The 14,791-nt window shown below is 69.6% G+C and carries 15 protein-coding genes; 10 read left to right on the forward strand and 5 right to left on the reverse strand.

What is annotated here, in order from left to right:
* Positions 1-83: 83 nt before the first annotated feature.
* A complete protein-coding gene (locus ACWCRB_RS34250; protein ID WP_450999782.1) occupies positions 84-1,304 on the reverse strand; it encodes a CaiB/BaiF CoA transferase family protein in 1,221 nt (406 codons plus the stop codon).
* Positions 1,305-1,451: 147 nt separating this feature from the next.
* On the opposite strand from ACWCRB_RS34250, the gene ACWCRB_RS34255 reads away from it, so the two are divergent.
* The 6 genes from ACWCRB_RS34255 to ACWCRB_RS34280 are packed head-to-tail and all read left to right on the forward strand — an operon-like array spanning position 1,452 to position 6,293.
* Positions 1,452-1,943 (forward strand): PaaI family thioesterase, encoded by a 492-nt coding sequence (locus tag ACWCRB_RS34255; protein ID WP_450999783.1) that lies wholly within the window; start codon positions 1,452-1,454, stop codon positions 1,941-1,943.
* Positions 1,944-1,954: 11 nt separating this feature from the next.
* Complete coding sequence (locus ACWCRB_RS34260; RefSeq protein WP_450999784.1) at positions 1,955-2,818, forward strand: enoyl-CoA hydratase-related protein; 864 nt, start codon at positions 1,955-1,957, stop codon at positions 2,816-2,818.
* A gap of 32 nt (positions 2,819-2,850) precedes the next feature.
* Positions 2,851-3,306 (forward strand): FAS1-like dehydratase domain-containing protein, encoded by a 456-nt coding sequence (locus tag ACWCRB_RS34265; RefSeq protein WP_450999785.1) that lies wholly within the window; start codon positions 2,851-2,853, stop codon positions 3,304-3,306.
* The gene (locus ACWCRB_RS34270) at positions 3,303-3,725 is read left to right on the forward strand and encodes a MaoC family dehydratase (RefSeq protein ID WP_450999786.1); all 423 of its coding nucleotides are present in this window, start codon (positions 3,303-3,305) and stop codon (positions 3,723-3,725) included. The genes ACWCRB_RS34265 and ACWCRB_RS34270 overlap by 4 nt, the downstream gene beginning before the upstream one ends.
* A 5-nt stretch (positions 3,726-3,730) precedes the next feature.
* On the forward strand, positions 3,731-5,194 hold the full coding sequence (locus ACWCRB_RS34275) for a class I adenylate-forming enzyme family protein (RefSeq protein ID WP_450999787.1): 1,464 nt from the start codon (positions 3,731-3,733) through the stop codon (positions 5,192-5,194).
* Positions 5,187-6,293 carry a serine hydrolase domain-containing protein gene (locus ACWCRB_RS34280; protein ID WP_450999788.1) on the forward strand — a complete coding sequence of 369 codons (1,107 nt, stop codon included), beginning with the start codon at positions 5,187-5,189 and terminating at the stop codon, positions 6,291-6,293. Before ACWCRB_RS34275 ends, ACWCRB_RS34280 begins: the two co-directional genes overlap by 8 nt.
* Before the next feature lie 37 nt (positions 6,294-6,330).
* On the opposite strand, the gene ACWCRB_RS34285 is transcribed toward ACWCRB_RS34280, so the two are convergent.
* Positions 6,331-7,512 carry an amidohydrolase family protein gene (locus ACWCRB_RS34285; RefSeq protein WP_450999789.1) on the reverse strand — a complete coding sequence of 394 codons (1,182 nt, stop codon included), beginning with the start codon at positions 7,510-7,512 and terminating at the stop codon, positions 6,331-6,333.
* Between the two features lie 104 nt (positions 7,513-7,616).
* Complete coding sequence (locus tag ACWCRB_RS34290; protein ID WP_450999790.1) at positions 7,617-8,420, reverse strand: FadR/GntR family transcriptional regulator; 804 nt, start codon at positions 8,418-8,420, stop codon at positions 7,617-7,619.
* 172 nt (positions 8,421-8,592) lie between these two features.
* Here ACWCRB_RS34290 and ACWCRB_RS34295 point away from each other — a divergent pair, with 172 nt between their 5' ends.
* Together ACWCRB_RS34295 and ACWCRB_RS34300 are read left to right on the forward strand one after the other, a co-directional pair.
* Complete coding sequence (locus ACWCRB_RS34295) at positions 8,593-9,420, forward strand: enoyl-CoA hydratase-related protein (protein WP_450999791.1); 828 nt, start codon at positions 8,593-8,595, stop codon at positions 9,418-9,420.
* Positions 9,417-9,998, forward strand: a complete 582-nt coding sequence (locus tag ACWCRB_RS34300) for a DUF2889 domain-containing protein (protein ID WP_450999792.1) — start codon at positions 9,417-9,419, stop codon at positions 9,996-9,998. Before ACWCRB_RS34295 ends, ACWCRB_RS34300 begins: the two co-directional genes overlap by 4 nt.
* Here the strand turns inward: ACWCRB_RS34300 and ACWCRB_RS34305 are convergent.
* Together ACWCRB_RS34305 and ACWCRB_RS34310 are read right to left on the reverse strand one after the other, a co-directional pair.
* The gene (locus tag ACWCRB_RS34305; RefSeq protein WP_450999793.1) at positions 9,983-11,344 is read right to left on the reverse strand and encodes a 6-phospho-beta-glucosidase; all 1,362 of its coding nucleotides are present in this window, start codon (positions 11,342-11,344) and stop codon (positions 9,983-9,985) included. The two genes, ACWCRB_RS34300 and ACWCRB_RS34305, sit on opposite strands and share 16 nt — an antisense overlap.
* The gene (locus tag ACWCRB_RS34310) at positions 11,341-12,093 is read right to left on the reverse strand and encodes a DeoR/GlpR family DNA-binding transcription regulator (RefSeq protein ID WP_389346893.1); all 753 of its coding nucleotides are present in this window, start codon (positions 12,091-12,093) and stop codon (positions 11,341-11,343) included. Before ACWCRB_RS34310 ends, ACWCRB_RS34305 begins: the two co-directional genes overlap by 4 nt.
* Positions 12,094-12,455: 362 nt before the next feature.
* On the opposite strand from ACWCRB_RS34310, the gene ACWCRB_RS34315 reads away from it, so the two are divergent.
* Entirely contained in the window at positions 12,456-13,733 is a 1,278-nt protein-coding gene (locus ACWCRB_RS34315; RefSeq protein ID WP_450999794.1) for an extracellular solute-binding protein, read from the forward strand.
* A 1-nt stretch (position 13,734) separates the two neighbouring features.
* Positions 13,735-14,790, forward strand: a complete 1,056-nt coding sequence (locus ACWCRB_RS34320) for an ABC transporter permease subunit (protein ID WP_450999795.1) — start codon at positions 13,735-13,737, stop codon at positions 14,788-14,790.
* Position 14,791: the final 1 nt, after the last annotated feature.

A 14,791-nucleotide genomic window follows, 5' to 3' on the forward strand; every position in this document is an offset into this window, starting at 1 on the left:
AGCCCGTCCGGCGTTTGAGGACTAGGCCCGTTCAGGGCCGTAGCGGGGGTCTGGGTAGGGGCGGCGGGGGCGACAAAACCGCCTCACACGACACCCCGCCCCCGCAGCTCCGCCAGCTGACCCTCCGTCACCCCAACCACCTCGCCCAGCACTTCGGCCGTATGCTCACCCAGCGCAGGCGGCGCCACGTACCCCTCGACAGGAGTCCCCGTCAACCGGATCGGATTCGCCAGCATCGGCAGGTGTCGCCCCGACACCGGATCCTCGACCTCGACCAGCATCCCCCGATGCCGTATCTGCGGATCGGCGAAGACATCCGGCAGCTCGTTGAACGGCCCGGCAGGGACATCGTGTTCGTCCAGCACCGCAAGCCACTCGTCCCGCGTCCGGGTCCGCATGACCCCCGCCAGCACCGGCAGAATCTCCTCGCGATGAGTGATCCGCGCGGACGTCGTCGCGAACCGCGGATCCTGGAGCAGCTCGGTGCGCCCGGCCGCCGCGCAGAACCCGGCGAACTGCTTGTCGTTGCCCGCGACAAGGAAGATCGGCTTGTCCGCGCACTGGAACGCCTGGGACGGAATCCCCCCGTACCCACCGTTCCCGCGCCGCTCCGGAACCTCCCCGGAGACCAGGTAGTTCATCGCGAAGTGCGACAACGAGGCCAGTCCGCAGTCCAGCAGGGACAGGTCGATGAACTGGCCCTCACCGGTGACGTCCCGGTGCCGCAGGGCGGCGAGCACGGCCGTGGAGGCGTACAGCCCGGTGAGGATGTCGACCATGCTGACGCCGACCTTCATCGGCTCCTCCGGGTGCCCGGAGACGCTCATCATCCCGGACATGGCCTGGAAGATGCCGTCGTAGCCCGGACGCCCGGCATACGGTCCGGTCTGGCCGAAGCCGGTCACCGACAGGTACACCAGTCTCGGGTTGAGCCCCCGCAGGGTCTCCTGGCCGAGTCCGTACTTCGCCAGCGTCCCCGCCCGGAAGTTCTCGACCAGCACGTCCGACCGCGCGGCGAGCGCACGGATCAGCTCCTGCCCCTCGGCGGTGGCGTGATTGACGGTCACCGACCGCTTGTTGCGGTTGCAGGCGAGGTAGAAGGCGGCGGTGTCCGTCCGGTCGCCCTCGCCGTCGGGCCCGGGCGCGAAGGGCGGGCCGTACGTCCGTGAGTCGTCCCCCGTTCCGGGCCGCTCGACCTTGATCACGTCGGCGCCCAGGTCGGCCAGCATCTGGGTGGCCAGCGGCGCGGCGAGGATGCGGGACAGATCGAGGACACGGATCCCGGCCAGTGCGGTCGACGGCATCGAGGCGCCTCTCTGTGCGACTAACAGCAGAATGAGTTAGATAAATAATACATCCAACTCTCCTGATCGACCCGTACGATTGCCTCAACTAGCTGATTCATGTAACTATATCGATCGGCCGACAGGTCGAGACCGGAGGGCGTGCTGATGACCGTCGCGGCGAGAACCCTCACCGACCAGGAGCAGCGGGAACTCCGGACCTGGTTCCGGGCTCGCTGGGAGCGCGGGGTCGCCTTCAACCGCCTCTGCCGCATCCGCGTGACGCGCTGGGACCCGGACGCCGTCGAGATCGAGCTTCCCTACACCGAGTCCCTCTCCGCCCATGAGGGCGTCTTCCATGGCGGAGTCATCTCGGCCCTCATCGACACCGCGGGCGCCGGAGCCGTCATCGCCGGGCACGACTTCACGAAGGGGAGTCTGCTCAGCACCGTGTCGATGTCGGTGCAGTACCTCGCACCTGCCCGGGGCAGGGAGGCCGTCGCCTACGCACGCTGTGTCAGGCGCGGAGGCAGGTTGCACTTCGCCGATGTCGACGTAATGACCGACGGTCGCATCTGTGCGCGGGGCCAGGTGGTGGTGACCATCTCCGGGGAGCGACCGGGCGTCGGTGACCCCGTCGAACCGCTGGACGAGGAATGAGGAGTCACGACATGTCCGAGGACCCCATGGCGGCCTCTCCGCAGGACCTGGACCTGGTGCTGTACGAGGTCGACGAGGACGGCGTCGCCACCGTCACCCTCAACCGGCCCGAGCGCAAGAACGCGTGGAGCCTCCCCATGGAGCGCCGCTTCTTCGCACTCCTCGACGAGGCCGCGCACGACCCGGCGGTCCGTGCCGTGATCGTCACGGGCGCGGGCAGGGCCTTCTGCCCCGGCATGGACGTCCAGCGCCTGGAACAGAACGCCCAACCCGGTCAGTCGCTCAACCTCCAGGCCCGTGTCCCCATGTACAGCAGGCGCGACATGCCGAAGCCGCTCATCGCCGCAGTCAACGGCGCCTGCGCCGGCATCGGCCTGGTCCAGGCGCTGATCTGCGACATCCGCTTCGCCGCCCGAGGTGCCCGCTTCACCACCGCCTTCACCCGCCGCGGCCTGGCCGGCGAGTACAACCTGCCGTACGTCCTGCCCCGTGTCGTCGGCCTGGAGAACGCCCTCGACCTGCTGCTGTCCGGCCGGGTCTTCGACGCCGACGAGGCCAAGGAACTCGGCCTCGTCAGCCGGGTCGTGGAACCCGAGGACCTGCTCGACTCCGCCCGCGCCTACGCCAGGGACATCGCCCGCAACTGCTCCCCGCGCGCCATGGCCGTCGTACGCCATCAGGTCTACGGCGATCTCGACCGCACCTTCACCGACGCCCTGGCCCGGTCCTACTCCGCGATGGAGTTCTTCGCGGGCTCGCCGGACTTCCGCGAGGGCGTGGCGAGCTTCGTTGAGAAGCGGGAGCCGAAGTTCGAGGGACTTCCGCCGGACTTCGACCCGGACGAGGCCACCCGCGACGCGTTCCTGCCGTACTGACCGAACCGACCGATGAGTAGGAGTACGCGACCATGACAGGGCAGTCCTTCCCGGTCGAGGCCGGGCACATCATGATGTTCGCCCGCGCCATCGGCGACGAGAACCCCGCCTACCAGGGCGCCGCCCCGGTCGCCCCGCCCACCTTCACCATGGTGAGCGCTCAGCACGACCCCGACTACCACCTGCGGCCCAAGCCCGGCGAAGAGTGGTTCGGGTCCGGTGCGGGGCCCGGGGTGATGGCCGAGGGCGGTGGCGGGCTGCACGCCGAGCAGCACTTCGAGTACCACCGCCCGGTCCGCGCCGGCGAGACCCTGTACGCCCACTTCACCCTCGGACGCAGCTGGGAGAAGCAGGGCCGCAGTGGCCGGCTGCTCTTCAGCGAGCGCATCACCGAGTACCGGGACGCGGACGGCGAGCCGGTCGTCAGCGCCAAGACCGTCGCCGTCGTACCCGAGGGCCCCGCCACCCGTAAGGAGGACGCCCGATGAGCCTGAGCACGGACGACATCAAGGTCGGTGAGACGCGCGAGAGCGTCCTCGTCGACGACCTCAAGCGCACCCGGATCGTGCAGTACGCGGGCGCGTCCGGAGACTTCAACCCGCTGCACACCGACGAGAGGTTCGCCGTCGAGGCCGCCGGATACCCCGGGGTCTTCGCCCACGGCATGCTGACGATGGGCATGACCGGCCGGGTCCTGACCGACTGGGTTGGCGCGGAGTCGCTGCTCCGCTTCGGCGTGCGTTTCAAGGCCCAGGTCTGGCCCGGTGACACCCTCACCGCCACGGCCACCGTCGAGTCGATCGAGGAGACGGCGTCCGGCCCGGTCGCCCACTTCTCCCTGCGCACCCTCAACCAGGACGGCGCCGAGGTGGTCACCGGCACCGCGGCGGTCCGTCTGGAGCAGTGACGCCGATGGGCGGCGCGCAGGAGTCCGGACAAGCGGCCACCTGGACCGCCATGGTGAGCCGCGCCTACGACCATGCCCGTCCCGCCGTCCGCTTCGGCGACCTGACCTGGACCGGACGCGAACTCCTCGACCGGGCCGCCGGCGCGGCCGACTGGCTCGACACGCTCGGCCTCGAACCAGGCGCACCCGTACCGGCGTTGGCCGCCACCTCCGCCGACGCGCTCGCCCTGGTGATCGGCGGCGCCGGTTCCGGGCATCCGCTCGCGCCGCTCGGCGTCCGCATGACCCCATACGAACTCGCGGCGGTCGTCAGGGCCACCGAATCCCAAGTGCTCCTGGTCCAGCCCGAGTTCACCGCCCTCGGCGGACAGGTCGCCGAGCTGTCCGGCCGACGGGTCGCAGTCATCCCCGAACTGCGTACCAGTACACGGGAGTTGACAGCCGTACCCGAAGAACTCGCAGCCGTCCTGCACACCTCCGGGACCACCGGCCTGCCCAAACCCGTCCCCATGACCCAACGACGCCTGGCCGCCCGCGCCCGTGTCAACGGACAGCTCTGTGGACTCGACCCCGACAGCTTCTACGGCGGCAGCGCGCCTTTTCATCACATCGCCGGCCTCGGCAACATCGCCGTTGCTCTCGCCGCGGGCGCCCTGATCACCGGCCTGACCCGGTTCACCATCGAGGGCTGGACCCTGCTCCGGGACCTCGGCACCACGCACACCAGCATGGTCCCGGCGATGCTGGAGACCCTGCTGGCGGCGGGCGAGGCGCGGCACGAGACGCTGCGGACCCTCCAGTACGGCGGCGCACCCGTCCGCCCGGGCACTCTGCGCCGGACGTACGAGGCGATGCCCGGCGTCCGCATGCTCAACATGTTCGGGCAGACCGAGGGCTCGCCGATCAGTGTGCTCACCCCCGAGGACCACCGGGAGGCGGTCGCCGGACGCACCGAGCTGCTGCGGTCGGTGGGGCGGCCCGCTCCCGGTGTCGAGGTCAGGGTCCACGAGGCCGGTCCGGACGGCATCGGCGAGATCCACGGTCGCGCCGACCATTTCTTCCGCATCGACGCCGAAGGCTGGCTGCACAGCGGTGACCTGGGGCGCGTGGCCGAGGACGGCTATCTCTATCTCTACGGCCGGGGCACCGACATGATCATCCGTGGCGGTGAGAACGTCCACCCCCTGGAGGTCGAGACGCTCCTCACGGCCCACCCGGGCGTGGCGGACGTGGCCGTCACCGGTGTGCCCGACGAGCGGCTCGGCCAGACCGTCGTCGCATTCGTCGTGCCGGCCGACCCCGACGACCCGCCCCGGCCGGAGGCGCTCCGGCACTACACCCGCGCCCGGCTGTCCGGGTTCAAGGTGCCCGTCCGCTGGTGGTTGGTGGACGACCTGCCGCGCAACGCCAACGGCAAGGTCGTACGCCGTCGGCTGCGCGAGCCGTCCGAAGGAGGAACAAGTGCCTGACCACACCGACGAGTTGGACCCACAACGGCTCGACACACTCCTGCGCCGGATCCGCCGGGAGGTCGAACACGGCCCCCTGCCGTCCGCGCAGGTCGCCGTCGCTCGGGGCGGCCGGCTGTTGGCCTTCGAGACCTACGGTGACGCCGGCCCCGACACCCGGTACGTGCTGCAGTCCGTCGGACGATCGATCGTCGCGGGAGTCGTCTGGAAGCTGATCGGCGAGGGGCTCCTGGCCGTGGGCGAGCAAGTCGCCGCGATCATCCCGGAGTTCGCGCCGAACGGGAAGGAGACGGTGACCGTCGAGCAGGTGCTCACCCACACCGCCGGCTTCCCCTTCGCGCCCCTGGGCCTCCCCAAGATGCTGGACCGCGAACAGCGCCTGGCCGCCTTCGGCCGCTGGCGGCTGGACTACCCGCCGGGCAGCCGCTTCCAGTACCACCTCACCTCGGCCGCCTGGCTGATCGCCGAGATCGTCGAGCGGCGCACGGGGCTGACCTTCGCCGACTACCTGCACGAGAAGGTCGCAGGGCCGCTCGGCCTGTCGTCGATCGAACTAGGAGTGCCGGTCGACCGTCAGCCCGGCACGGTCGCCCCGATGCTCGCCACCGACCGCACGAGCGACGACCAGGAGGCCGACCCCTGGGGCCCCTGGTACCTCTCCGACCCGCGCGTGCTCGCGGCCGGCGAGCCGAGCCATGCCCTGGTCGCCACCGCCGCCGATGTCGCGCTCTACTTCCAGGCGTTGGAGCACTCGGGCCTGTGGAAGCCGGGCGCGGTCGCGGAGGGCACCCGGATCCGGTTCACGGAGCAGCCGTACGGCGAGCAGATCTACGGCGGTGGCGGTAACCGCCGTACCAGCATGGGGCTGTTCGTCACCGTGGCCGGCCCCGACGCGGGCAGCAACCTGCCGTCCACCGGATCGCCCGCGCTCTTCGGCAGCGCGGGAGCCGCCTACCAACTGGGCTTCATGGACCCGGAGTCGGGCCTGTCCTTCGCGTGCCTCAGCAACGGCTACCCGCTCGCCGGCTACGACCACTCGCCGCGCGGGACCGCCCTTCTCGCTGACATCGCGAACCTGGCGGCGGGCCTGGTCGGCTGACCGGGCCCGCCGCCAGGCGGGAGCAGGGGGACGACGCTCAGCGGCTGATCAGTTGCTGGGCGTTGTTGTGCATGATGTCGTCCTGGACCGACTCGTCCAGCTCCGAGATCAGCTTGCGGAAGTCGGCCGGGTTGGCCAGGCCCTCCGCGTGCGGGAAGTCGGAGCCCATGACGATGGACTCGTGGTAGCCGAGGCGCTTGACCAGGGCCACGGTGTCGTCCTCGGGGTAGGGCACCACGCGGATGTGCTTGCGGAAGACCTGGCTGGGCCGCTCGTCCAACTGCCCGCCGATCCAGGGGCCGTTGCGGCCCATGCCCCGGCTCTTGTCCATGTGGCGCACGAAGTGCGGCACCCACTCGGCGCCGAACTCGGACACCAGGACGTTGATGTCGGGGAACCGGCCGAAGAGGTTGTCGAAGATCAGCGCGGACAGCGTCTCCTCGATGGGACGCTGACCGTAGGTGTTCTGCCACTGCCAGGCCGACATCCGGAAGTGGATCGGGTGGGGGTCGAAGCCCCACGAGGGCGCCACCTGCGAGTTGTAGTAGAACTCGCTGATGTGGTAACAGACGCTCGCCTTGGCCTCGTTGACCAGTTTCCAGAACGGGTCGAAGTACGGGTCGCCCGGCGAACGGCCGTACACCGGCCCCGTGGGCAGCAGGATGAAGCGGGCGCCCTGCTCCAGGACGTACTCCAACTCCTTGACGGCGCTGGGGAGATCGCGCAGGGACAGCAGCGCGGGGGCGTAGATGCGGCCCTGGTGGTTGAAGCCCCACACCTCGTTCATGTACCGGTTGAACGAGTGGTAGTTGGCGTAGAGCGGCTCGACGCCCTTCACATACTCCTCGGCGACCAGTGCCCAGCCGCCCGGGTACATGATCGTCTGGTCCAGGCCCTGCTCGTCCATGACCCGCAGCCGGGCCTCGCGGTTCTGGTACGACTCGTGCATCGGCTCGAACTGGTAGGTCTCCTCCGGATTGCCCGAGGCCATCGCCTTGAGCATCTCCTTCAGCGAGCCGGGACGGTAGACCTGCCCGAACTCCGGTTCCAGGCATACGACGATCCGGTCACCGGCGAGGATCACCTCCCGCCCGTCCGGCAGCGTCACCGGTGCGACCGCCGCACCGAGGAACTCCTTCGGGAGGTAGCGGGTGAAGGAGTCCCGCTCCTCGTACATGTGCTGGTCGCAGTCGAAGATGCGCTTGCGCTGTTCGGCCATGGCCGTCGCCTCCGGACCCCAGGATCTATTCAGTACGCCTCCTATAATTATCTAACTGTTTCCAGGAGGCAAGGGGTGGGCCCGGAATGATGACGGGGGCGGGGTCAGTCCATGAGTTCGAGGACCGTCTTGGGTCCGGCGGCGTTGACCACGTCGTCCGCGCTGGAGATGTGCCGCTGCCAGAGCTTCTCGGCCTCGTCCGCCTTGCCCGACTCGATCAGGCCGACCATCCGCACATGTGCGCGGTGCCCCTTGAGGGCCTGGGTCTTCTGGGCCTCGGCGTCGGTGGCGGCCGCGGTGTACGAGGCGTTGGCCCGGTCGATGATGTTGCGGAGCATGCCGCACAGCAGGATCAGGGTCTGGTTGCCGGTGAGTTCGACCAGGAGGGCGTGGAAGGCGTCCTGTGCCTCGACCAGGGAGAGCGGGTCGTCGAGGGCGGCCTTCTCGTTCGCCACCGCGTCGCGCAGCCGCTTGATGTCCTCCGGCGTGTGCTTGGCGGCCAGCTGGCGGGCGCAGGGCGGCTCGATGAGGGCTGCCGCGCGGTAGATGTCGCCCAGGGTGGCGCCGCGGTACTCCAGGATCAGGCCGGCGTAGCGGGCGGCGACGTCCGAGTCCGGCGCGCTCACCCGGGCACCGCCGTGGGCGCCGCGCCGCACCGTGATCAGGGACTCCGACTCCAGCACACGGAACGCCTCGCGCAGGGTCGGCCGCGAGATGCCGAACTGCTCCATCAGGCCCGACTCCGGCGGCAGTGCGTCGCCGGGGTTCAGCTCGCCCCGGACGATCTGGCGGCGCAGATGGGCGGCGACCAGCTCGGCGGTCTTCGGGACCCGCACCTGGCGTCCGACACGGGTGCGGGCCGGGGCGGGCACGGCCGCCGTTTCTGCTGAGCGGGCTGCCTCGGCCACGATGGGCACTCCTTGTTCGCGATACGGCGTTCGGGATATAGCAAAATGAATCGTCTTAGTGCATCGAGGGTACCAGGTCAAGGGTCGGGTGGATCTTCCCGTGACCGGACTCGGCGAGACTTCTGGTATACAGGTGATTCATCTACCTATTAAGCTGGTTGGAGAGACCTCGATGACCGAGAATCCGACCCCGGTGATCCTCACCGAACTCACCGCCGACGGGGTCATGCTCCTCACCCTGAACCGGCCCGAGCGGCACAACGCCTGGACGCTGGAGATGGAGCTGCTCTACAACGAGCTGTTCGACCGGGCGGAGCAGGATCCAGGGGTACGGGCCGTGGTGCTCACCGGCGCCGGGCGCAGTTTCTGTCCGGGGATGGACATGAGCGTGCTCGACGGGGCGTCGTCCGGCGCCCGCCCGTGGCCGACGGACCAGCTGCCGCCGCGCACCCGTCCCATGTCCTTCCCCAAGCCCGTCGTCGCGGCGATCAACGGTGCCTGCGCGGGCATCGGGTTCAACCAGGCGCTGATGTGCGACGTCCGCTTCGCCGTCCCACAGGCCAAGTTCGCCGCCGCGTTCAGCGCGCGCGGCCTGGTGGCCGAGGACGGCGTGTCCTGGATCCTGCCCCGGCTGGTCGGCTACGGCAACGCCGCCGATCTGCTGCTGTCCTCGCGCCGGATCACCGGGACGGAGGCTCAGGCGATGGGCCTGGTCAACCGCCTGGCCGAGCCGGAGGACCTCCTCTCGGCGGCACTCGCGTACGCGACCGAGCTGGCCCGCTCGGCCAGCCCGTACGCCATGTCCCTCATCAAGCGGCAACTCGCCGACGACCAGGCCAGGACCTTCACCGAGAGCCGCGATCAGGCGGCCGCTCTCCTGGCCACGGCGAAGCGCGCCCCGGACTACCGGGAGGGCGTACGCAGCTTCATCGAGCGCCGGCAGCCGGATTTCGCGGGGCTGGGCGAGGACATCTCCGAGCCGGCGGAGACCTCGGCATGACCCGCGCCGAACTCCCGCTGCACCGCCGTACCGTCGCCGTCACCGCCTACGCGGAGGACGGCGGCGACGAGATCTCGGTCGAGGCGGAGCTGCGCGACGAGCGGCCGTGGGCCGAGCCGTCGGCCGCCGTCGTGCACCGGATGGTGCTGGTGGTGCGCGTCCGTCTCGCGGACATGGTGATCGTGGCCGCCGAAGCCGACATGCGGAGCTTTCCGCACGCCGAGTGCCCGCGCATCACGCCGGTGTTCGACGGTCTCGTCGGGCTCGGTGTCGCCGCCGGGTACAACCGGGCGATCCAGGAGCGGTTCCGGGGTGTCTCCGGGTGCACCCACCTGTACGAACTGGCTCGTGTGCTCGGCCCCGCGGTCGTCCAGGCGTCCCTTTCCGCCTACGTACGGCGCCGTGACGGCGGTGACCCCTCCGTCGGTCCGAGCCCCACCGCCGGTGTGCTCGACAGCTGTCACATCTGGGCGCCCGACGGGGTGGGTCTGCGCAAGCTCGACGCGGGCTGGCGCCCGGGGAGCGGGCCGCGTCCGGTCCCGCCGGTCGAGACCTTCGAGCGTCAGCGGCCCAGGTAGGCCAGCTCGGGGAAGTGCCCCTGGTACGCGTCCAGCAGGCGTTTGGCGACGGCGTACGAGTCGATCAGGGGATGGATCGTCAGGGCCTTGACGGCGTGTGCGCGATCACTGGTGGTGGCCGCCCGGATCACCGCGCGTTCGACGGCCTTGACCGAGCACACCAGGCCCGTGCCGTGCTCGGGGAGCGCGGCTCCGGCGACGGGGCGGGCGCCGTTGCCGTCCACGTGGCAGGGGACCTCGATGACGGCGTCGTCGTCGAGGACGGGGATCCGGCCGCGGTTGCGGACGTTGAGGATGAGAGATGCCCGCTCGTCACGGGCGATGGCCCGCATGAGGGCGAGGGCCACCTGCTCGTAGCCGCCGGACTCCAGGTCGCAGGAGTCCCGGTCACCCATGCCGACGGCGTCACGGTTCTCCGCCATGTAGGTGACCTCGCGCTCCAGGCGGGTGGCGTCCCAGGCGTTCCAGGCCGTGCGGGGCACGGGTGCGGAGCTGTCGGCGGCTTCCAGGGAGTCGTAGAAGCGCTGCTGCTGGGAGTGGAGGAAGGCGCCCCGGGTCTGCTCTGCGGCCCCGGCCGAGCGCACCGACTCGCGGCTGAAGTAGTAGTAGTGCAGGTACTCGTTGGGCAGTGCGCCGAGCGTGCGCAGCAGGTCGGCGCCGAAGAGTTTGCCCTCCTCGAAGGAGGTCAGCGCGGCCTCGTCCTCGAACAGCGAAGGCAGCAGGTCCCGGCCGTCGGCGTACAGGCCGCGCAGCCAGCCCAGGTGGTTCAGGCCCACGTAGTCCAGGCTGACGCGCGCCGGATCGACGCCGAGCGCCCCGGCCACGCGGCGGCCCAGGCCCACCGGGGAGTCGCAGATCCCGATCACCCGGTCGCCCAGGTGTGCGGTCATCGCCTCGGTGACCAGTCCTGCGGGATTGGTGAAGTTGATGACCCAGGCGTCGGGCGCCAGGGCCGCGATCCGGCGGGCGATCGCGACCGCCACCGGGACCGTGCGCAGCCCGAAGGAGATGCCGCCCGCGCCGACGGTCTCCTGGCCCAGGACGCCCTCGGCCAGCGCGATGCGTTCGTCCGCCGCCCGGCCCGCGAGCCCGCCGACGCGGATGGCGGAGAACACGAAGTCCGCTCCGGTGATCGCCTCGTCGAGGTCGGTGGTGGCGGTGACCGTCGGAGGGTCGGGGTGTCCGGCCGCCTGGTCGGCGAGGACCCTGCGGATCGTCGAGAGCCGCGAGGCGTCCAGGTCGTACAGGGTCACGTCGGTGACGCGCCCCTCGCCGCGGTCGCCCAGCAGCGCCCGGTAGACCAGCGGGACGCGGAAGCCCCCGCCGCCCAGGATCGTGAGTCTCATACTTCGACCACCTCAACTCCCGCCTCACGCAGCCGATTACAGGTCTTCTCGTCGCCCGGCGCGTTGGTCACCACGACGTCGAGTTCCTCCGGACCGCACACCCGGGCCATCCCGGTGCCGGGGAACTTTCCGGCGTCCGCGACCAGGACGACCTGGGCGCTGGCGGCGATCATCGCCCGTTTGACGGGCACTTCGACGGCGGTGGTGTCCAGCACCTGGCCGTCGGGGCGGACCCCGCTGGTGCCGAGGAACAGCCGGTCGGCATGGACCTGGCGCAGGTTGTCCTCGGTGAGGAAACCGACCAGGGAGCGGTAGTCGCGCCGCACCACACCGCCCAGCAGGATCAGCTGGACGTCCTTGTCGTCCTGGAGTTCCTCGTAGACGGCCAGGTTGCTGGTGATCACGGTCAGGGACCGGCCGTGCAGCTGGCGGGCCACCCGGTGGGCGGTGGTGCCAATGTCGAGCAGCACGGTCTCGCCGTCCCTGACGAGGTTTGCGCACCAGGCCGCCAGGGCGTCCTTCGCCTCGACCCGGATGCCGGCCACGTCGGCGAACGGATCGTCCTCGCCCACGACGGGGGCGGCGCCGCCGTAGACCCTCTTGAGCAGGCCCTCGTCCTCCAGTTGTGCGAGGTCGCGCCGGATCGTGGCCTCACTCGCCCCGACCTTCTCGGCCAGGGCGACCACCGACGTGGGCCCGTCCGTGCGCAGGGCGCGCAGGATCAGCTGATGTCTTCGGTCAGGGAGCATGCGGCAGACCATACTCGCGAACGCTCCAAACTCAAGCAAAGTCGCGCATGAATGTCTCGATATCTGCTTGACCCTTGTCAAACCCGCGCACCGGGTGCACTCTCTTGCGTAATTCGGAGCCAGGTCCGGACCCCACTCCGGTCGGCCGAAGCGGATGAACGGCATATTCCGCCGTCACGGACGCGTCGGCACCGTCTGAGAGGACCAGGACACACACCCCGGGTGGCTGAAGGGTTGCCAACCCACGCCGATGCTCTTCAGCCACCCGGCCCTCCCGCCGCGTCCCCACGCCACGGCACCAGACCCACACGTCCTGTCGGACATGCCGGACATCCGAACCCGCCGAAATCTAGGAGAAGACCGTGGACCTTTCCCGCAGACGATTCCTCCAAGCCGCCGTACTGACGGCCGCCGCGGCCGGCGCCACCGCCGCGTGCGGTGGCGGCTCAGGATCGAGCGGCAGCAAGGACAGCAAGGACCTGGCCCTCTGGTACTGGTCGGGGGGCCTGAGCGACAAGGTCGTCGCGGACGCCAAGACGCACTTCTCCGACATCACCCTGAAGACGTCCGTGGTCGGCGGCGACTTCAAGACCAAGCTGCTCACCGGTCTGCGCTCGGCGCAGGCCGCTCCGGACATCACCGGTATCAAGGGCGAGGACATCGCCTCCTTCCTGCCGAACGCCGACCGGTTCATCGACCTGAAGACCGTCGGCGCGGACAAGCTGGTCCCGGACTATCTGGCGTGGAAGCTCAAGCAGGCCACCACGCAGGACGGCAAGCTCATCGGTTTCCCGATCGACATCGGCCCCTGCGCCACCTTCTACCGCGAGGACCTCTTCGCCCAGGCCGGACTGCCCACCGACCCCGCCAAGGTCTCCGCCCAGCTGGCCACCTGGGACGACTACTTCGCGGCCGGCGTCGAGCTGCACAAGGCCATCCCCAAGACCTTCCTGATCAACAACATCGGCTCGGTGTTCGGCATGATCGTCGGCCAGGGCACCCAGCGGTTCATCGACGAGGACAACAAGTTCATCGGCGACCAGGACCACATCCGCACCGCCTGGACCACCGCCGTGAAGCCCTACACGCTCGGCATCGACGCCAAGATCAACGACAACACCTGGAACGCCGCGATCAGCAACGGCGCCCTGGGTACCGAGATCGGCGCCGCCTGGCACGCGCTGGACATCAGCAACGCGGCCCCGGGCACCAAGGGCAAGTGGCGGGTGGCGAGTCTGCCGGGCGGGCCGTCCAACCTCGGTGGGTCCTTCCTGGCGATCCCCGCGACCAGCGGCAACCCCGAGGAAGCCTTCAAGGTCATCAGTTGGATCCTCAGCCCGGAGAACCAGGCCCGCGGCTTCACCGACGCGGCCCTGTTCCCGACCGCCCCGGCCGCGTACAAGCTGCCGGCCCTGACCGGCGGCGACGCCTTCTTCGGCGGCCAGAAGACCATCGAGATCTTCGGCCCGGCGGCCGAGAAGATCCCCTCCGCCTACGAGGCGCCGGCCGACGCCGCGGTCTCCGCGCCCTTCTACAGCGAGCTGACCAGCATCGAGGCCAAGGGCAAGGACCCCGACGAGGCGTGGAAGGACGCGGTCAGCCAGGCCAAGCAGATCGCCGAGCGTCAGGGAGTGAAGTGACATGTCGTCAACCCCGGTAGCCGGCCCGGCACCCACCGGACCGACCTCCGGACCCGACAGCGGCCCCACCGGGCAGCCGTCCCCGGACCGTTCACGCGGTCCGGGGCGGCGCGCCCCACGGATCCGGCCGGTGTCGGCCGGGGCCCCGCGCGGGCCCCGTCGGCGGGTCGCCAGGCACTGGCCGCAGTACGTGGCCATCTCGCCGTACTACCTGATCTTCTCCGTCTTCATGCTCTTCCCGGTGCTCTACACCGTGTACCTGGCGTTCCAGAAGTGGGACGGCATCGGGGACATGCAGTTCGTCGGGTTCCAGCAGTTCCGCTTCCTGTGGGACGACCCGATCTTCTGGATGTCCGTCCGCAACACCCTGGTCATCTGGGTGCTGTCGACCGTCCCGATGCTCTTCCTGGCGCTGGTGCTCGCGGTGCTGGTGAACTCCACCAAGCGCTTCACGGCCTTCTACCGGGTCGCCCTGTTCATCCCCAGCATCACCTCGCTGGTGGCCATCGCGATCTTCTTCGGCGCGGTCTTCAGCAACAACTTCGGCCTGATCAACGCCATCCTCAAGTCGGTGCACGTCTCGGCAGTGCCCTGGATGAGCAACGAGTGGACGATCAAGCTGGTGATCGCCGCGCTGATGACCTGGCAGTGGACCGGCTACAACGCGATCATCTATCTGGCCGGTCTCCAGGCGATTCCCTCCGAGCTGTACGAGGCCGCTCGGATGGACGGGGCCGGCCCGGTGCGGATCTTCTTCTCCATCACGATCCCGCTGCTGCGGCCCATCATCCTGTTCACCGTGGTGGTCTCCACCGTCACCGGGCTGCAGAGCTTCACCGAACCACAGGTGCTCTTCGGCAGTGAGGCGGCCACCAACCCCAACTCCGGCGGACCGGGCCAGGCCGGTCTGACCACGTTGCTGTACTTCTACCACCAGGCCTTCGACAACAACGACTTCGGCTACGCCGCCGCCATCGTCTGGGCCTTCTTCCTGCTGATCCTGCTCATCGTCCTCGTCAACTGGCGTCTGGTGCAGCGAAAGGAGCGACGGCCGTGAA

It is taken from the genome of Streptomyces sp. NPDC002156 (assembly GCF_053593675.1).